An 18075-nucleotide genomic window follows, 5' to 3' on the forward strand; every position below is an offset into this window, starting at 1 on the left:
TCGTGATCCGGATCGTCCCGGATCACGATCTCATATTGGGTGTTACTTCGCGCCGCCGGTGACGCCCGTGCAGCCGTCGGTCTGCGTACCCGACGTGCTGTAGGCGGCGATCGCGGTCGACGAACCGCCGGCCGCGCTCGAGGTCAGGTAGGCATTCAGGACGTTGGTCGCCCACACGCCGTCGAGCTCGTGGAAGCCGTTGTTGCGGATGACCTTGGCGACGTTCGGATCGTAGCCTGGGTTGTCGGCGTTCGAGGTTGCCGGATTGTAGTTCGGCAGCCCGGTGACCGATCCGCCGTAGAACCAGGCAAGCCAGTTCTTCACGGCGGGCACCCTCGTCCCGGCGGTGTCGCCGTAGCAGCTATACGCGTTGAGGAAGCTCGCGCCGGTGATCGGATAGTCGGCCTGCGACTGCAGCGGGATGCCGATCACGGACAGGCCGTCATAGGTCACGCCGCCGACGACGGTGCCGGCGGGATAGACCTGCGCATACAGGTTCCAGGCATCATAGCTGCTAGAAATGTCCGGGGCGGTCAGGTTGGCGAACGCCAGCTCGGCATTGTTCGGCGTCGGCGGAACGAAGTTCTGTGCCCTTCCGTTGCTGCCGACCTGGCCCGGATGATAGACGCCGAGCAGGCGCTGCCGTTCGTTCTGGACACTGGCCGACAGCGGAGCCGCCGCGGAGATCGTGGTACCGGCGATTTCCTCGGTCACGGTCTGCGCATAGGGCTGCGTGAAGTCGGCGCTGAGATAACCGATGCGGCCGGCGAAGCGCGGGTCCGTGCCGATCTTCAGCGCTTCGTGGTTGCTGCCCGAGGCGCTGATCCAGTGCGGATCCGGACGTTCCTCGTCTTCATCCACGTCATAGGGGTCGCTGTGGTCGGAGCTCTTCACCGCCCTGATGTTGTCGAGCAGGCGGGAGAATTTGCCCGACGGCAGGTTGGCGGTGGTGCTGCCGCCGACGCCGACACCGGAGAAGATCTTCTTGTAGTTGTAGGTGCCGGTCGGGTCGAGCAGCGGGCAGAGGTTGGCGAGGTAGTTGGTGAGGATGAAGCTCGCGCCGGCATCATCCGCGCGGTAGACCACCTTGATCGGCAGCCGGCCGCTGGTATAGGCGACCGGGGTCAGCGAGCCGTTGGTGTTGGCGTCGTAGAAGTGCTGGAATTGCTGCACGCCGTTGGCGTCGAGCGCGGGGATCAGCGTCGAGGTGTCGTGCCAGTCCGTCACGGTCGCCGAGAAGATCGCGCAGAGCTGGGCGGCCGAGAGCTGGATCGCGCCGCCGGCCTGGCTGTTCGGCGACAGCGCCGACTGGTTGGTCCAGGTCACGCCCGAGGCGGAATTGGAGGTGTTGACCGCAATCGCAACCGGGACCTCCATGGCCGGGACCTGGATCGGCGCGCCGACGGCCGCGGTGTTGAAGCTGGCGTTCGATTTGCTCAGGGCGCCGATCAGCAGCGTGTTCTGCCAATTGGTCGACGGGACGAAATTGCTGAACGAGATGGTGGTCAGGCTTGCAATCGAGCTGGCGAGCGGCGCGTCGCTGGCGGCGAAGTCGAGCCGCGGATAGGGATAGCTCTTGAAGGCCGAATTGGCGGTGTCGCGGAACGGCGGCTTGGCCGAGGGCTTGCGCACCACGGCCGGCGCGGAGTCCGGGCTGCCGCGGAACAGTTGCCGCGCATCGTCGGCGATGTAGGCGCGCTGGCCGTTGCCGGAGCCGACGGCCGCGAACAGGCCCTCGACCGATGTCGAGAACATGGTGCAGCTGGTCGGCAGCAGGTTCGGGCTCGGCGTTGCGGTCGAGAAGCTCGGCGAGAACGCCTGGCCGTCATTGGCCAGCGTCGCGCCCGCATAGCAGTCGAAGATCTGCCGCAGCGCCAGCGACGACAGCGTGCTGCCGCCGCCGTAGATGCCGGTTTGGGCCGCAGCTGGTTGCTGGGCTCCGATCATGGCGGCGGCCGACAACACGACCAGCGAGGTCGTGCCCAGCACGCGTTCGGCGAACGATTTCGTCTTCATGATAACCTTCCCTGTTTTTGTTGCGTGACGCAGCAGCGCCGCGCGACCGCCTGACGGCCGAGTGATGTCCAGAACGTCTTGTTCGATGGCTTGTGAATGGGACGGCGATGAAGAAGACCTTGCAGGAACGTCTCAAGACAATCGAAGCTGTTCGCCGCGCAGAGCGAACAGCCCTGCGCGTCGTCGTCGGCATCGGCGCCGATGTGGCTCACACCCCTTAGACAATCTGAGCTGGCGCGACGCGCAGCTGGCCTGTGGTGATTTTTCGGGCCGGTGAATTCTCGGAGGCCCGGGTGGCGCGATCCAATGTGAAGGCTGGATTACAATCAGAATGGTGGCGCGGAGCGAGGCATCCCCCGATGCCGCAATTGATCCCGAACCTGCCGCTATCCAACGCGAGTGCGAGACTGTAATGAGAGCGCTGGCCACGGGCGTCGGGGGGCGCTGGCGGGCCGCGATCGACTTGACGTGCCCAGGCGATCGGACTTTACGACATAACGATGGATTTGACGTGGCGAATACCAAGAAGGCCCGCGCGGCTGCTGGCGCGAAGAAGAACAGCAAGGGATTGACGCGTTCCGGGATCTCATCCTCCTCGCCACTCGGCATGCTGGCGCTGCATCTTCTCGAGCAATGGAAGAAGTCCGGGCGCGACGGCATCGTCTTCCTTGCGGAAAGCGAGAACAGGGCCGAGCGCCTCGGCAGCGTGCTGCATTCGCTCGATCCTTCGCTCGAGGTGCTGGTGTTCCCGAGGCTGAATACCTTGCCGTTTGACGGGCTGGAGCCGGCGCACGAGATCGCCGGCCGGCGGAGCTCGGTGTTGCGGCGTCTTGCAAAGAGCAGGAAGCCGGTCTTCCTGGTGTCGACGGCAGAGGCGATCATGGAACGGTTGCCGCTGCCCGCGAGCTGGGGCCGCCTCAGCATCAGCCTGAAGGTCGGTGCGCGCTATTCCGAGCAGGATCTCAAGGATCGTCTGGAATCTCTGGGATACGATCTCGACGAAGAGGCGGACTATCCCGGAAGCGTCCTGTTCCACGGAATGACGTTCGAAGTGTTTCCTGCCGGCGCCCTCGGGCCGTACAGGATCGAGCATTCCGGTGGCGTGATCCGCAGGATCGTCGGGGTCGATCCCTACGAACACGACGTCGTGTTCGACACCCAGGAGCTGCTGATCGATCCGATGTCGGAACGGATTGCGTTGGGAGGCAAGCGGGCACAGCGGGCGGCGCTGCCGGATTATTGTGAGCGCGCCCACTGGATCGCGGACGCCGGAGTTGCGGGTCATGCCGATAGCTGGCTGAGCACGATCAAGGAGGCGGCCGGCCGCAGAGAGACGGATCGCGACTACTTCGGCCCCGTCGACTGGAAGCGGCTGACCAAGCGCATGAGTGCGCTGCCTCGCAAGGCGGCCTTCACCCCGACGCCCGATTTCTCGAAGGTCGCCTCGTCGCGAAAGGCGCTCCGCGCATTTGTCGCCGACGCGCAGCGCGCCGGATCGCGGCTGGTGTTTGTCGCGGCGGTGGAGGACGACCTGCGCGCGATCGAGCGCATGAGCGGGATCAAGGCGGAGCGCGTCGGAGATTGGAGCGAGGCGGCGAAGGGGCGGGGTGGCGAAGCGGCGCTGCTGGCTGACTTCGATACCGGCTTCATCGGTTCGGGCCGCAAGCCGCTTGTCGTCGTCACGGCGACCGACGTGCTCGGCAGCCGGGCCCATCATCCGCAGCCCATGGCCAGAGCCTGGAGTGCGGCTTTCGATCATCCCGACGTGCCGGTGCGCGGCGCGGTCGTCGTTCATCTGCCGCGCGGGCTGGCCGTGCTCGATGGCTTGCAAACCCTCGACATGGGAAAGGGATCATCGCGCGAGATGATCAGGCTGGGATTTGCCGGGGATGATGCCATGCTCGTTCCGCCCGCCGACCTTGCGCTGATCTGGCCGTATGCGGCGGAGCGCGGCAAGCTGACCTTGGACAAGGCGGACGGAAGCACGTGGTGGGCGCGACGGACCAAGGCGGAGCAGGAAATTCAACTTGCCGCCAAGGCGCTTGCCAAACACATCGCGCAGCGACGCCGCCGGCGCGCTCCCAAGCTGGTCGCTCCCGGTCCCGCATATGAGCGGTTCGTCGCGCGCTTTCCATATTTCACGACAGTCGACCAGGCGAAGGCGATTCGGGACGTGCTGGATGATCTTGCGTCGGGTCATCCGATGGACCGGGTCGTCTGCGGCGACGTCGGGTTTGGCAAGACCGAGGTTGCCTTGCGCGCGGCGGCGGCCGTTGCCCTGTCTGGCAAGCAGGTTGCTGTCGTCGTGCCGACGACCGTTCTGGCAAGACAGCACGTCGCAACGTTCCGCAAACGGTTTGCCCCGCTCGGCATCGAGGTCGGAAGCTTGTCGCGCGCGACGTCGGCTGCGGAGCTGAAGCAGACGAAGGAAGGCCTGCGAAGCGGAAAGATGAAGATCGTGGTCGGCACGCAGGCGATCGCATCGAAGGACGTGAGATTCGCCAAGCTGAGCCTGGTCATTGTCGACGAAGAGCAGCACTTCGGAGCGGCGGAGAAGGCGAAGCTTTCGGGCCTGGCGAAGAGCGTCCATACGCTTTGGATGAGTGCCACGCCGATCCCGCGCACGCTTGCGGCAGGTCTCGCCGGATTCAGGGACCTGAGCGTGATCGCATCCCCGCCGGTCCATCGGCTTCCGGTCGTGACCAAGATCGCGCCACTTTCGGACGCCGCCATTGCCGCTGCACTGCTGCGCGAGCAGCGACGTCACGGGCAAAGCTTCCTGATCTGTCCGCGCATCCAGGATCTGGATCCGCTGTTGGCGCGCGTGCAGGCGGTGGCCCCGGAGCTGCGCATCGTTTGCCTGCATGGCAAGCTACCGGCCGACGAGATTGACGATCGAATGATGAGCTTCGTCGAAGGCGAGGCCGACGTGTTGCTGGCGACCAACATCGTGGAAAGCGGTCTCGACATTCCCCGGGCGAACACCATCGTGGTCTGCTGGCCGGAAAAGTTTGGTCTGGCACAGCTCCACCAGCTCAGAGGGCGGGTAGGACGCGGTGGCACGCGCGCCTTCGCGTACATGCTGACGGAATCGAACTCGGAGCAATCCGGCAAGCGGTTGGCCGTTCTCGAGGAGTTCAGCAGACCGGGCGCCGGTTTCGCGATCAGCGAGCGCGATCTGGACCTCAGAGGTGCTGGAGATCTGCTTTCCGAGCGGCAATCCGGCCACGTGCAGGTTTTCGGGCCGGTGCTCTACAGCCATCTTCTGAAGCAGGCTTCGGAGAAGGCGAACGACCGCTCCGCCGATCTGTGGGTGCCCGATCTCAACCTTCCACTCGCCGACCTGCTGCCCCGGAGTTATGTGCAATCGGAATCCATGCGCCTTGAAATCTATGGCCGCGTCGCGAGGTGCCGAAGCGAAGACGATCTGGAAGATCTGGAGGAAGAGACCTCTCGCCGCTTCGGCAAGCTGCCGCCGGCCGGCCGGGATTTCTTCACAGCGGCAAGGCTCAGGATCGACTGCAAGCGGCGAGGTATCGTGAGGCTCGACGTCGGGCCGGAGGCCGTCGCAGCGACGTTCCTCCCGGGGAGGCTGCCCAAATCCAGAGCACGGTCGCTACAACGCGACGGCGATCGCGTCTTTTATTCAGGCAAGACAAACGAACCGCCGTTCGAGCGGATCGATGATCTGCTGGATATCTTGGACGAGTGAGTACGGCGTTACTCCTGGCCAAGCCTTCGTCGTTGGCGATCTCCGATGCGACCGACCGCGCCGCGCTTCACGGCGCCGCCTGACTCTCGTCAGATGCGAGTCTGGTGACTGCATAGGAGCGCATCGCCCCTTGTGAGTGCATCACGCGCGCAGTGGAGATATTTCACTGCGTAGCGTCTGCGGAGAACAAATCGACTATTCCGTGCGCTGACATCGCCGTGACATGTAGCGCCGGTAGTGGACATATGAGGCGCTCCGTCCGTCGTCTTCCGGCCTGCTCCGAGCAATCGGAATGCCCCTTTCAGGCGCGAGTCGACGGTATTTGGGGCGGGCTATGTCGTTCAGATACCGGCATTTTCGAGCCGAAATATTGTGCACGGAGCCGGAATCAGCGGTGCCGGAACGGGCACCGATTTTCGCTTTCTCGGCAGGACGACGCGTTTTGCACACCGTTCCACCCGGTGTTGCCCAAACTTGTGTCCGCTAGCGGTATCTCAAATATTGGCGTTATATTTCAATTGCTTGTCGATATGCCGCAGTTCAAATGCCCGTGATATTTGTGCAACATTTGCCCGAAAACAGCCGCAACTCGGCTCAACGCGAGCGGTCTTTTGTTGCGTGATCGGGGGCCTTCTGTCTCATATGGAACTGCGACGGAGGGGGGCATCCCAAGGTCGTCCCGTTTTAGGTGGTTCGCTTAAGTCCCTCGCGTTCATGCGGGTGTGTCCGAAGGCGCGAAGCGACTGAGCGGGGATTTAAGGGACAAAGGGAACCAACCTGAGGGTGTTTTACCCGGCGGATCCGGAACCTTCCCTGAGATAGAGCAACTTGGAGGTTTAACATGAAGATGGTTAAGAGCCTTATCCTCGGCTCGGCGGCGGCTCTCGTCGCGGTCGGCGGAGCTCAGGCGGCCGATCTTCCCGTCAAGGCCAAAGCGGTCGAGTACGTGAAGATTTGCTCCCTGTATGGTCCCGGTTTCTACTACATCCCGGGCACCGATACCTGTATCAAGCTGGGCGGCTACCTGCGTGCCGACGTCGTCGTGAACTCGAACTCGGATCACACCGGCAACACCTCGGGTGCCGGCGGTGCGAACAACCGGTTCACCAACGGCTATACTTGGCGCTCTCGTGAAGACCTGAACATCGATACGCGCACGGCGACCGAATACGGTGTCGTCCGTACCTTCTTCGATGCGACCTTCTCGTGGACGTCGGACACCTACGCCGGACAGGGTAACGGCGCGACCGTTTACTCGCCGATCGGCGCGGTTCAGGCTCCGAACAACGCCAACTCCGGCGCGGTTGCAGGCGGTACGGTCGGCGTCTACTACGCCTTCATCCAGTTCGCCGGCTTCACCATGGGTAAGGCGGTCTCGCAGTTCTCGGCTCCGTGGGCCAACTATCCGGGCAACAACTTCGACGGTCTCGTCGGCGGCGGCGGTACGATCACTGGTGTGAACCAGTTCACCTACACCGCTCAGTTCGGCAACGGCGTGTCGCTGTCTCTGTCGGCTCAGGATCAGACGGCCTACTACCAGGCTGGCGTGAACAACATCCTCGCGGGTGGCGCTTACGGCACCAGCGACTACGCCGGCACGATTTCTCCGGACCTCGTCGCGATGCTGCGCGTCGACCAGGCTTGGGGTCTGTTCCAGGCGTCGTTCGCGGCGCATGACAACCACGCGGCCTACTACGGCGGCACTGAGTTGACCGGTCATCCGGACGACAAGTGGGGCTGGGCTGGTCAGTTGGCCTTGTCGATCAAGAACATCCCGACCGGACCTGGCGATACCATCAACGTCCAGGGCGTCTATACCAACGGTGCGACGCGCTACAACATCCAGGACCTCGCTGGTTCGGCTGGTGCGAACACCATTTATGGTGGAACCGGTCTGCCCGGCGCGTACCAGAGCGTTGGTATCGGCGTTGCTCCTGACAGCGTGTTCGGTGCCATCGGTGGCGTCAACACCGGGCAGCAGCTGGTCACGACCTGGGGTTTCCGCGGTGCATACGTGCACAACTGGAGCCCCTACTGGAACACCTCGATCTACGGTGCTTATGCCGGCATCACCTACAACGATACGGCTAAGACCCTCCTCTGCGGCGTCGGTGGCGTGGGCGGCTCGGTTCGTACCACCCTCAATGCTCTGGGCGGCGTGATGACGACCTGCAACCCCGACTACAACATCGCGCAGATTGGTACCCAGACCCAGTGGACCCCGGTCAAGAACCTGACCTTCACGGCAGACCTGACCTACACCCACCTGGATCAGAAGTACGCTGGTACGGTCTCGGCGCCCAGCGCCGCGATCGGCAAGCCTGCCGCTCTTTACGAGCTGAAGGACCAGAATACGGTTACCCTGCTGCTCCGCGCTCAGCGCAACTGGTAATACCGGTTGATCTGACTGCAAGTTAACAGAGCCCCCGGTGGAAACGCCGGGGGTTTTGCTTTGTTCAGCCACGCAGCAGCTCTCACAAGAGCGCCATCTTCTTGTACGATGTCATATTCTGTTCATTAATGCTTACCCGCCCCACCGATGGATCGTTTGGCAACCGATGACGGTAGCTCAACAAATAATTCGCCTCATTCGCGAGCAACCAGGTCTTACCGAACGCCAGATTGCCGAGCGCATCTTCGGCGAGGAAGGCTCCATACAGCGCGTCAATCCAACGTGTCGAAAGTTGGTGGCAGCCGGCTGGCTGGAGCGGCACGGCCGAGGATGGGCGGCGGACCCGTTCACGTATCACGCCGCAAGGCCCGATCTCTGAGCCAAGATTGGGGCTGATCCGATTGTCCCGGGCAGCCGGGCTTCGCATGGTCTATCTTCAACTTGTCCCCGGCGTCCAAACGCCGGGGGGTTGCTTTGCGTGGCTGGCTCTTGCCGATCAGGCGACGAGCATATCGCGCACCATCGGCACCACCTTGCTGCCGTAGAGCTCGATGCTTGTCATCAGCTTCTCGTGCGGCATCGGGCCTGCCGAATATTTCAGCTGGAAGCGCGCAGCGCCGAGCGCCTTCACGGTCGCCGCGATCTTGCGGGCGACGGTTTCCGGCCCGCCGACATAGAGCGAACCGTGCTCGGCCTCAGCCACGAACTCGTCGCGGCTCATCGGCGGCCAGCCGCGCTCCTTGCCGATCCGGTCACGCATGACCTTGTAGTCGGGCCACAGCTCCTCCCGAGCTTGCGCGTCGGTCTCGGCAACGTAGCCCGGCGAATGCACGCCGATCGGCTTCGGCGTCCGGCCGAACTGCTGGTAGGCCCGCTGGTGCAGGTCGACATAGGGCGCAAAGCGCTTGGGATCGCCGCCGATGATGGCGAGCATCAGCGGCAGGTCATAATGCGCCGCGCGCACCACCGATTCCGGGCTGCCGCCGACGCCGATCCAGGTCTTCAGCCGGCCGTGCTCGACCGGCGGATAGACCGACTGGCCGCTGAGCGGCGGTCGCAGCTTGCCCTGCCAGCTCACCGGCTCCTGCTTCAGGAGTTCGGTGAACAGGTCGAGCTTCTCCTCGAACAGCTCGCTGTATTGCCGCAGGTCGAAGCCGAACAGCGGGAACGACTCGGTGAAGGAGCCGCGGCCGAGGATCACCTCGGCACGGCCGTTCGAGACCGCGTCGACGGTTGCGAAGCGCTGGAAGACGCGGATCGGATCGTCCGAGCTCAGCACGGTCACCGCCGAGCCGAGGCGGATGTTTTGGGTGCGCGCGGCGATGGCCGCCAGCACGGTCTCGGGGGAGGAGATCGCGAAGTCGGCCCGGTGGTGCTCGCCGAGCCCGATGAAATCGATCCCGAGCTGATCGGCCAGCACCGCCTCGTCGACGACGTTGCGGATCACCTGGGCGTGGGACAGCGGCGTACCGGCGGCGTCCTTGGTGACGTCGCCGAATGTGTCGAGCCCGAATTCGAGAGAGGTCGTCATCAATCAGTCCAGTTGTCGGCGTGGCGGAGCATCCGCCACGGGCCACCCATCGCACGCAGGCCGAAAGGTCGTGTTGCTGCGGAGATGTCCGCAAGCCTGCGCTGTGGAGCCTTCGGTTGGAGATGCAGTGGAGCTATTGCCTGTTCGCGGCCCGACAAGGTCACGCCGCGAAACGCAGCGTTTCCAGGTCGCTTGTACTCGGCCTGCGGCCGAGGCTGCGGCGATCAGCCCGGGATGACCAGGAAGCCGGCCCGCGGGAAATGCACCACGACCTCGCCTGTGCGTTCGTCGGACCGGCGGATCGCGATGTGTTGCGCCGACAGCGAGACGATCTCGCCGCGGACTGGGATCTTGCCGTAGTCGTCCGGCATCACGCTGACGATGTCGCCGGGCTTGCGACCGTTCGGATCCAGAGGGTCGCCGAAAACAGGCGACTCCGGCCGCGACTTCGCCGCGATCTCGAGCGCGTCGGCTGACGACATCTCCGTGCGCGCGCCGTGGCCAATCGCGCGGACGCGCTCCTCCCAGGCCGCAAGGCGCGGCAAGGGCTTCACGATCTCGTCGATCGTGGCGACGCTCTGCCGTGCGTACCACACATTCATGTAAGCGCTGACGTCGGCGAGGCTGAACTCGCCGAACAGCCACTGTCGGCCGTCACCGAGTTGCGCCTCGATCCAGTCGACATTGGCGCGGAACTGGTCGCGCATCTGCGGCAGCGCCGCGGCCATGGCGGCGACATCGAACTTGGCGCCGCGCAGCTTCTCGCGATCCTCGATGAAATCCTGCGGGACCTTGTCGCCGATGAAGCCGAACGCGAGGGTGACCGTGTTCTGGAAGAACGGCCGGTCGGTCCACATGCCGAGCGCCCAGGGCATCCCGGCATGGCCCGCGGGAAACAGCGTCGGCGTCGGATAGCGCCGCTCCAGCTCGCGGATAATGATCTGGGTGTCACAATAGATGTCCGCGCCGATCTGCATCGTCGGTGTACGGCGATAGCCGCCGGTCATCGGCATCAGATCCGGCCTCGGCATGATCCGGGAAATCCGTACCGAGTTCCAGGCGAGCTTCTTGAATCCGAAGATGATGCGGATTTTCTCTGAGAACGGCGATTGATCGAAATGATGCAGGATCGGCGTGGGCTGCGACATGGCCTTCTCCCGGCATAGGGCTGCGATCTCCTCGGACCTTGTCGCACAGCCTGACAAGATTTCGGCGGATCGCAACCCATTTCCTTTGGAGAACGACGACGGCGCCGTGCCGTCAGAACGATTCCGCCCATGGCCGCAGGTCGAGCTCCAGCGTCCATGCGCTGCGATGCTGATGATGCAGCACCCAATAGGCGTCCGCGATGGCTGCGATGTTGAGCAGCCCGTCCGGACCGCGGTCGTCCTTCAATTGCGGGCGCATGCTCAGCAGGCGATCGCCCTCGATGCCGCCGTCGACCACGACATGGCCGACATGAATGCCCTGCGGCCCGAACTCCCGCGCCACGCTCTGCGCCAGCGCGCGCAGCGCGGCCTTGGCGGAGGCGAATGGCGAGTAGTTGGCCTTGCCGCGCAACGAGCCACTGGCGCCGGTGAACACCAGCGTGCCGCCGCCGCGCGCAAGCAGGGCAGGGATCGCGGCCTGTGCGAGCTGGAATCCGCCGAGCGCGTGTTCGCGCCAGTGCTCCTCGAAGCGCTGCTCGGTGACCTTGAGGAACGGCGCCGGCCGGTTGGAGCCTGCATTGTGCACGGCCATCGCCAGCGGCGCGAGCTTCCCGGCAGCCTCGACGAAGCGGGCGACATCCGCGGCAGTTGAGGCATCGCCCACGACATGGGTGACCCTGGCGCCGGTTGCTGCGAGTTCAGCCGCGGTCGCGGCGAGCTTCTCGGCGTTGCGCCCGGCGATCGCGACGGGATAGCCACCGGCCGCAAAGCGGCGCGCGATCGCGGCGCCGAGGCCGTGGGATGCGCCGACGCCGGCAATCAGCACGCTTCCCTGCACAGCGGTCGGCTCGAGGGCGGATCGGTCGTTCATGGCTCACTCCATCAAGGTGCCCGCGGCGCGGGCGAAATCATTGGTCGGACGCCATCGCGACGATGGCATCGCGCACCGTCCGCAGAATGGCATCGGACCGCTTCGGATCGGTGATGACGCGCGAGATCGCGAGTGCGCCGACCATCGCACTCACCGCGACGATTGCGCCGCTGTCGTCAGCGTCGCCGAACGTCTCGGCGACCTTGGCGATGAAGGATTCGATGTGCGGTTCCATCACCGCGCGGCACTGCTCATCGGCGCGGCCGACATCGGAGATCAGCGCGCCGATCGCGCAGCCCGACTTCGGCGAGTCGCGATGGCTGCGGCTGAGATAGCTTCGCACCAGGGCGTTGACGCTGACCGGCTTGTCGGGATCGCGCGACGCGCGCGCCGACGCCTCACCCAAGGTCAGCGCCTGTTCCAGCGCCGCGGCGATCAGGTCGGAACGCGAGGCGAAGTGGCCATAGAAGCCGCCATGGGTCAGCTTCACCTGCTGCATCAGGCTTCCGATGCTGAGCGCGTCGAGCCCCTTGTCGCGGATCTGCGTCGCAGCCTCGTTCAGGATGCGCTCACGGCTCCTAGCCTTGTCGGCCTGGGAATGGCCCATTTCGCAGTGCCCCTGTTTGACTCTCTTCCTGGATTATGACCATCATGCATCTGAATGACAACCATCATCCAGAAAATTTCAGTCACAAAGCAGGGAGGAACAGATGTCCGGCAGCGCGAGCGAAGGGCGGGTCCGCCACGAGCGGCATGATCACATCCTGAAGGTCATCATCGACAATCCGGCGAAGAAGAACGCCTTCAGCCCGGAGATGATGGCTGAGCTGTCCGACGCGCTGACGCTGCTCGACAATGATGACGGGCTCTGGGTCGGCGTGCTGTGTGCCGCCGGCGGCAGTTTCACCGCGGGTCTCGACATGCCGAAGTTCTTTGGTCCGACGGCGAGCCGCAAGCCGCTGCCGGAGGGCAATGTCGATCCCTTTGGACTGTCGAAGCGGTGCCGGAAGCCGATCATCACGGCGGTGCAGGGCATCGTGTTCACCGTCGGCATCGAGATGATGCTGGCCGGCGATATCGTCATTGCCGCCGACGACAGCCGGTTCTGCCAGATGGAAGCCAGGCGCGGCATCGCGCCGCTGGCCGGCGCGCATTTCCGCTACATCAGCCGCGCCGGGTGGGGTGATGCGATGTATCACCTCTTGCTGTGCGACGAGTTCAGTGCCGCAGAAGCGCATCGGATCGGCCTCGTGCAGGAAGTCGTGCCGGCCGGTCAGCAGATCGAGCGCGCGATGGCGCTTGCAGAGATCATCGCGCGCAACGCGCCGCTTGGAATCCAGGTGACGAAAGAGGCGGGCCGCAAGTTCATCGAAGCCGGCGAGCAGGCGGCAATTGCGATCATCCCGCAGATCCGCGAACGCGTGCTCAACACATCAGATGCGGCCGAGGGCATCAAGTCGTTCGTCGAGCGCCGCGCCGCGGTGTTCCAGGGACGCTAGTCGCAGCGGCGCTGGTCCCTGGGGCGCTAGTCTCAGCGGCGCTCGCTGCGTTCACGATACGTGCTCGGATTGCGGTTGTGACAATGTTGTCGCAGCCGCATCAATTTCGATCACGATGATCGTGCGACGACTCTTGTCGAGATTCGTCGAATCAGGGAGATTCGAATCCATTCATTAAATGCTATTTCGTCCTGCTTTCACTCAAGCGTCCGGTATGGATTCCCATGACAAACGCACGAGTAATTGTTGTCGGAAATAACAAGGGCGGCTCGGGCAAGTCGACAATTGCCATGCATGTCGCCATCGCGCTGATCAAGGCGGGTCAGCGTGTCGCCACCATCGATCTCGACAACAAGCAGAAGTCGCTGACGCACTACGTCGATAACCGGCGGGATTGGGCGCGGCAAACCTCGCTGAATCTCGATATCCCGGCGCATATGTGCTTCGAGACGGTGAGCGGCAGAAGCAGTGAAGTCGAGACGCTCGGCCGCAGCGCGCTTGCCGAGATCGTCGAGCGGCTCAGCCGGTCGCACGATTTCGTCGTCATCGACTGCCCCGGCCACGACACCTATCTGACGACGTTCACGCATTCGCTGGCGAACACGCTGATTACGCCGCTGAACGACAGCTTCCTCGACTTCGACGTGCTCGGCACCGTCGATCCTAACGACTTCAAGGTGACCGGCATCAGCCACTATTCGAAGATGGTGGAGGAAGCGCGGCGCGAGCGCCGCGCGCAGGATCAGCCGGCATTCGAGTGGGTGGTGCTGCGCAACCGCCTCTCGACGATTGGTTCACGCAACAAGCGGCTGGTCGGCGAAGCCCTCAACGAACTATCGAAGACCCTGAGTTTCCGCCTGGTCGACGGCCTGGTCGAGCGGGTGATCTTCCGCGAGTTCTATCCGCGCGGATTGACCGCGGTCGACGACGTCAATCAGCTCGCGCTCGGTGGCCGGCCGACCATGTCGCATGTCACCGCATGGCTCGAGATGGAGCGGCTGATGACCGCCATCATGCTGGGTCACCTGGTGGCGCGCCCGTCGGAATCCGCCGACGTCAGTCGCGACGCGGCGTAGACGCGGTCGGATCGTTACCGGCAGTTGGTGTTGCCCGCATTGGCAACGGTCAGGAACGTGATCGTTGCGGGAGCGAAGACGATTGCTCCCGCCGGGGCCGGCTCGCCATTCAGGGCGGGCATCTGGTCGGAAGGCCCAAGCGCAAGCGTGCGGCCATTGAGCTGAACATTGCCGTCGACAGGCCTTTCGCTCGCCAATGTGTAGCGTTGCGATGCCGCCGACATCGTCAGCTTGCGCCGCATCCGCCGGTCATTGTTGATGACGAGCAGGGCTATTCCATCAGGCAGATCGCGCGCGCAATGCGCATAGACGTGGAGACCGGGTTGCTCGCCGACGCCGGCATCGAGCACGGTGGTTCCCATCAGCCGTCGCCATAGCAGCGCGGTCCAGTAGTTCGGCCGCGGCAGATGGGTTTGCTCGTCGAGCAGCCCGTAGTCGCTCGCGGCAAGCGTGTTGTGCATCACCACTTGAACGCCCGCCTTGGCAAGCTGCCCGAGCTGATCGAGATAGCGGAACGTATCGGTGAAGGTCGCAGCCCAGCGATTGCCGCCGCACGCGGTCTCCGCGGTCTCGGTCAGCCAGATCGGCTTGCCCGGTGCAAGCCGCTCGCGCAGCGCCCGGTAGAAGGCGAGTGTCTTGCCGGCTCGTGCCAGCCATTGGTCTGACAAGGCCTGCTGTGCCGTGCGATCGCCGGAGCATCGCGCCGAGAGCGCGCCATAATGATGGTAGGAGACCGCGTCGATGCCCGCCGCTGAAACCGCAAAGAGGGCCTTTGTATCCACGCCGATTCCGATCGTGCCTGGGCCGAGGATCGCCGCGTCGGGCGCGGTGTCCTTCATGAATGCGCGGAACGTTGCGAAATCGCGGCCGTAGGCCGCGGCATCGTAGTGCTCGGGGGCGCCGCCGATGGCCGGCAGATCGGGCTCGTTCATGAACTCCGCTGCGGTGATCTGCCCGCCGGCCGATCGCGTGAAAGCGAGAAGCTGCCGGGCCTGTTCGGAGCTCCATCGGCCGTCAGCGTCGCGCGTGCCGGCGCTGATCGCTAAAGATGTGACGAGGGGGGCGTCGACGGCGTGCGAGAAGTCGATCACGCCCTGCCACTGCTGTCGCGTCAGCACGCCCTTGAAGCCGGCCGGTGGCGCCGATGGTGGCGCGTCGGAATCCGTAAAGAACGTGCTGTTGGCCCAGGTCCCGCTCACGCGAAGGTAGGCGGGAGCGAGCGCTGCTGCGAGCTTGCGTAGCCTGCTATCGTGCAGATCGATCGGCGTGCGCGCCGCGAACCGGTCCGGCTTCGCACCCCGCCGTGCGACGGCATAGGGTTTCCAAAATCGACCGCCGGTCACCTCGACCATCTCGATGTTGTAGGACTGGAAGCGCGGGTCGATGGTCGCAACTCGCGGCATGGCGGCGACGTCGAGCGTCAGCTCTGCCGCGGCGGCCTTCGGCTCGGCAAAGGCCGCAATGGCGAGCACAATGACGCAGGCGAGGCGTCGAGGAGGATGAACCCGGTGGTCGCGCATAAGGGCGTCACGGCATTCTGATTGGCGCTTCGCCGCAGCATGCAGCCGCAGCTTCTCTGGATCAACTCGATGCCGCGCCGTTTGGCTCGTTCGCGATGCGATCCCACAGCGCGCGGATCATGTCCTTCATGACCAGCGCGTCCTGCCAGCGGTCGGACAATTCCCTGCCGTCGGGTCCGGTGATGGCATAGGGCGGGGGACCGAGCTCGCACAGGAAGGTCAGGGTCGCATCGGGCCCGGCGCGCTTCCGCCAGGAGCGGATGCCGTAGTCCCACCAGTCCATGAACAGCGACACCCAGCCCTGATGCTGTGGAAAGCCGAGCGAGATCTGCACCTGCTCGCGGCTCGCGATGCGGCCGTGAATGCCCCAGGCATGGTCGAGGATGCGGTGGATCATCGCATGATTGACGTCGTCGATCGGCCAGGCGAATTCGCGGCCGACCAGATAGTGCGAGAGGTCGGCGGTCAGCCGCAGATCGGGGAAGCAGTCGAGCAGATCGAGCGTGAAGAGCAGGTCGGTCGTCATGCGGTCGCGATGGGTCTCGACATGCACGGCGACGCCGGCCTCCGTGCCAAGCCGCCGCCAGTCTTCGAGCAGGGGAATGCAATCTGCGATCCGGCGCGGCCGAATGTCCGGCTGCAGGTTGACATGATCGGCGCCGAGCTCCGCCACCAGCTCGAGCACCGGCTTCAGATCGTCAACATTCTTCGGATAGCATTGCGCCTGCCAGATCATGCCATGCGCGCGAAGGAAGCCTGTCACCTCGCGCGCGAAAGCGGGATCGATGAAGCGCACGCCGGCGCCGTCAAACGCGGCATCGCGGATCATCGCGAGCTGGGTTTGCAGCGGCCATTCGTCCTCATCCGCCAGCCGTCGCTCCATCGCCCAGAGCGACTGCAGGACGCGCAGTTGCTGCGCCACCGATCAAGCCCGTGCCGGGATCGCTGCGGGCAGCTCGGCCTGCTCGCTCGCGTCTTCGGCGATGTTCTCCTGATAGGTCTCCGGTCCGATCCAGATCGCAACCACCGTACAAGCCGACAGGAACATCGCGTAGCAGGCAACCGGCCACCAGGTGCCGTAGGCCGCCACCAACGCGGTGGCGACGAACGGCGCCGGGCCGCCTGACAGAAGCGAGCCGAGCTCACGCGCGAAGGCAAAGCCGGCGAAGCGGCGTTGCGGCGGGAACAGTTCGGCGAAATACGCCGCTTGCGGCCCGAACATTGCCGCCGTCACCACGGCGCGTGCCAGTATGAACGCAAGCGCAATCATGACCCATTCCTTGGTGCCGACCATCCAGAAGAACGGGAAGGAAAGCGCCACGCCGGCCAGCGCGCCGAACATGTAGACCGGCCGCCGTCCGATCCGGTCCGACAACGCCGCAAAGCCGAGGATGGCGAACAGCTCGATCGTGAAGGCCAGCATCAGAGCACTGAGCGCCTCCGCTTTCGGTACGCCCAACGTGGTGATGACGTAGCTCAGGCCGAACACCGGGAAGAAATAGCCGAGCCCGTTTTCGGCCATCCGGGCGCCGAGCACGACGAAGAAGTTGCGCGGGTGCCGGCGCAACGCCTCCATCGCCGGATTGCTCTCGACCTTGCCGCGCGCGACCACCGCCTGGGTGTAGACCGGCGTCTCGGTGATCCGCATACGGACGAAGATGCCGACGACGATCAGGAGGAAGCTCGCCAGGAACGGCAGCCGCCAACCCCAGCTCATCAGGGCCTCGCGCGGCAGCATCGTCACCAGCGCGAAGGCGGCGGCGGCGAGCAGATTGCCGACGGAGACACCGAGCGGCGCGAAGCCGCCCCAGAAGCCGCGATGCTTCGGCGGCGCGTTCTCCACGAGGTAGATCACCGCGCCGCCATACTCGGCACCGGCGCCGAGGCCCTGGATGACGCGCATCGCGACCAGGAGGATCGGCGCCCACACGCCGATCTGCGCATAAGTCGGCAGGAAGCCGATCGCGGTGGTGCCGATGCCGATCATCAACAGCGTTGCGACCAGCACCGGCTTGCGGCCATAGCGATCGCCGAGGATGCCGAATATGAGGCCGCCGAACGGCCGCACCACGAAGCCGACGCCGAAGGTCAGGAACGACAGCAGCGTGCCGACCACCGGATCGCTCTTCGGAAAGAACAGCTCGCCGAACACCAGCGCGGCCGCGGTGCCATACAGGAAGAAATCGTACCATTCGAGCGCGGAGCCGATGCTTGCGGCCAGGATCACACGCAGGCGCGATGTGCGAGCGCCATCTGTTGCCATCTCGGTCATTCGTTTCCCCGTTGTTTTGTTTTTTATGTCTTGAAAGC

13 protein-coding genes are annotated in these 18075 nt (G+C 64.5%); 4 read left to right on the top strand and 9 right to left on the bottom strand.

The features are described from left to right. Window positions 1-42: 42 nt before the first annotated feature. Entirely contained in the window at window positions 43-2016 is a 1974-nt protein-coding gene (locus JQ573_RS05155) for a substrate-binding domain-containing protein (RefSeq protein ID WP_212311424.1), read from the bottom strand. A gap of 607 nt (window positions 2017-2623) precedes the next feature. Here JQ573_RS05155 and JQ573_RS05160 point away from each other — a divergent pair. Together JQ573_RS05160 and JQ573_RS05165 are read left to right on the top strand one after the other, a co-directional pair. Next, window positions 2624-5728 (top strand): DEAD/DEAH box helicase, encoded by a 3105-nt coding sequence (locus JQ573_RS05160; RefSeq protein WP_212311423.1) that lies wholly within the window; start codon window positions 2624-2626, stop codon window positions 5726-5728. 841 nt (window positions 5729-6569) lie between these two features. Continuing rightward, a complete protein-coding gene (locus JQ573_RS05165; protein WP_212311422.1) occupies window positions 6570-8120 on the top strand; it encodes a porin in 1551 nt (516 codons plus the stop codon). Between the two features lie 82 nt (window positions 8121-8202). Here JQ573_RS05165 and JQ573_RS05170 read toward each other — a convergent pair whose 3' ends face one another. From JQ573_RS05170 to JQ573_RS05190, 5 genes are all read right to left on the bottom strand, one after another. After that, window positions 8203-8547 (bottom strand): hypothetical protein, encoded by a 345-nt coding sequence (locus tag JQ573_RS05170; RefSeq protein ID WP_212311421.1) that lies wholly within the window; start codon window positions 8545-8547, stop codon window positions 8203-8205. A gap of 69 nt (window positions 8548-8616) precedes the next feature. Continuing rightward, complete coding sequence (locus tag JQ573_RS05175) at window positions 8617-9651, bottom strand: LLM class flavin-dependent oxidoreductase (RefSeq protein ID WP_212311420.1); 1035 nt, start codon at window positions 9649-9651, stop codon at window positions 8617-8619. Window positions 9652-9875: 224 nt separating this feature from the next. Further along, a complete protein-coding gene (locus JQ573_RS05180) occupies window positions 9876-10799 on the bottom strand; it encodes a glutathione S-transferase family protein (protein WP_212311419.1) in 924 nt (307 codons plus the stop codon). A 112-nt stretch (window positions 10800-10911) separates the two neighbouring features. Continuing rightward, entirely contained in the window at window positions 10912-11670 is a 759-nt protein-coding gene (locus tag JQ573_RS05185) for an SDR family NAD(P)-dependent oxidoreductase (protein WP_212311418.1), read from the bottom strand. Between the two features lie 37 nt (window positions 11671-11707). Next, window positions 11708-12277, bottom strand: coding sequence for a TetR/AcrR family transcriptional regulator (locus tag JQ573_RS05190; RefSeq protein WP_212311417.1), 570 nt, complete (start codon window positions 12275-12277; stop codon window positions 11708-11710). A 103-nt stretch (window positions 12278-12380) separates the two neighbouring features. On the opposite strand from JQ573_RS05190, the gene JQ573_RS05195 reads away from it, so the two are divergent. Then, entirely contained in the window at window positions 12381-13169 is a 789-nt protein-coding gene (locus JQ573_RS05195) for a crotonase/enoyl-CoA hydratase family protein (protein ID WP_212311416.1), read from the top strand. A gap of 224 nt (window positions 13170-13393) precedes the next feature. Then, window positions 13394-14245 carry a division plane positioning ATPase MipZ gene (locus tag JQ573_RS05200; RefSeq protein ID WP_212311415.1) on the top strand — a complete coding sequence of 284 codons (852 nt, stop codon included), beginning with the start codon at window positions 13394-13396 and terminating at the stop codon, window positions 14243-14245. Between the two features lie 14 nt (window positions 14246-14259). Here JQ573_RS05200 and JQ573_RS05205 read toward each other — a convergent pair whose 3' ends face one another. The 3 genes from JQ573_RS05205 to JQ573_RS05215 all read right to left on the bottom strand — a co-directional run bounded on the left by JQ573_RS05205 (window position 14260) and on the right by JQ573_RS05215 (window position 18037). Then, on the bottom strand, window positions 14260-15765 hold the full coding sequence (locus JQ573_RS05205) for a hypothetical protein (protein ID WP_212311414.1): 1506 nt from the start codon (window positions 15763-15765) through the stop codon (window positions 14260-14262). 61 nt (window positions 15766-15826) lie between these two features. Next, window positions 15827-16687, bottom strand: coding sequence for a sugar phosphate isomerase/epimerase (locus JQ573_RS05210; RefSeq protein ID WP_212311413.1), 861 nt, complete (start codon window positions 16685-16687; stop codon window positions 15827-15829). A 3-nt stretch (window positions 16688-16690) separates the two neighbouring features. Beyond that, on the bottom strand, window positions 16691-18037 hold the full coding sequence (locus JQ573_RS05215; RefSeq protein ID WP_212311412.1) for an MFS transporter: 1347 nt from the start codon (window positions 18035-18037) through the stop codon (window positions 16691-16693). Window positions 18038-18075 lie beyond the last annotated feature (38 nt).

Origin of the sequence: Bradyrhizobium sp. AUGA SZCCT0105, assembly GCF_018129565.1 — a bacterium.
GTDB lineage: Bacteria > Pseudomonadota > Alphaproteobacteria > Rhizobiales > Xanthobacteraceae > Bradyrhizobium.

Excerpts from the sequence above, each read along its gene's own strand:
- JQ573_RS05165 (WP_212311422.1), top strand. The coding sequence starts at position 6,570 with ATGAAGATGGTTAAGAGCCTTATCCTCGGCTCGGCGGCGGCTCTCGTC.
- JQ573_RS05190 (WP_212311417.1), bottom strand. The coding sequence starts at position 12,277 with ATGGGCCATTCCCAGGCCGACAAGGCTAGGAGCCGTGAGCGCATCCTG.
- JQ573_RS05195 (WP_212311416.1), top strand. The coding sequence starts at position 12,381 with ATGTCCGGCAGCGCGAGCGAAGGGCGGGTCCGCCACGAGCGGCATGAT.
- JQ573_RS05175 (WP_212311420.1), bottom strand. The coding sequence starts at position 9,651 with ATGACGACCTCTCTCGAATTCGGGCTCGACACATTCGGCGACGTCACC.
- JQ573_RS05205 (WP_212311414.1), bottom strand. The coding sequence starts at position 15,765 with ATGCGCGACCACCGGGTTCATCCTCCTCGACGCCTCGCCTGCGTCATT.
- JQ573_RS05180 (WP_212311419.1), bottom strand. The coding sequence starts at position 10,799 with ATGTCGCAGCCCACGCCGATCCTGCATCATTTCGATCAATCGCCGTTC.
- JQ573_RS05155 (WP_212311424.1), bottom strand. The coding sequence starts at position 2,016 with ATGAAGACGAAATCGTTCGCCGAACGCGTGCTGGGCACGACCTCGCTG.
- JQ573_RS05200 (WP_212311415.1), top strand. The coding sequence starts at position 13,394 with ATGACAAACGCACGAGTAATTGTTGTCGGAAATAACAAGGGCGGCTCG.
- JQ573_RS05170 (WP_212311421.1), bottom strand. The coding sequence starts at position 8,547 with ATGCGAAGCCCGGCTGCCCGGGACAATCGGATCAGCCCCAATCTTGGC.
- JQ573_RS05185 (WP_212311418.1), bottom strand. The coding sequence starts at position 11,670 with ATGAACGACCGATCCGCCCTCGAGCCGACCGCTGTGCAGGGAAGCGTG.
- JQ573_RS05215 (WP_212311412.1), bottom strand. The coding sequence starts at position 18,037 with ATGACCGAGATGGCAACAGATGGCGCTCGCACATCGCGCCTGCGTGTG.
- JQ573_RS05160 (WP_212311423.1), top strand. The coding sequence starts at position 2,624 with ATGCTGGCGCTGCATCTTCTCGAGCAATGGAAGAAGTCCGGGCGCGAC.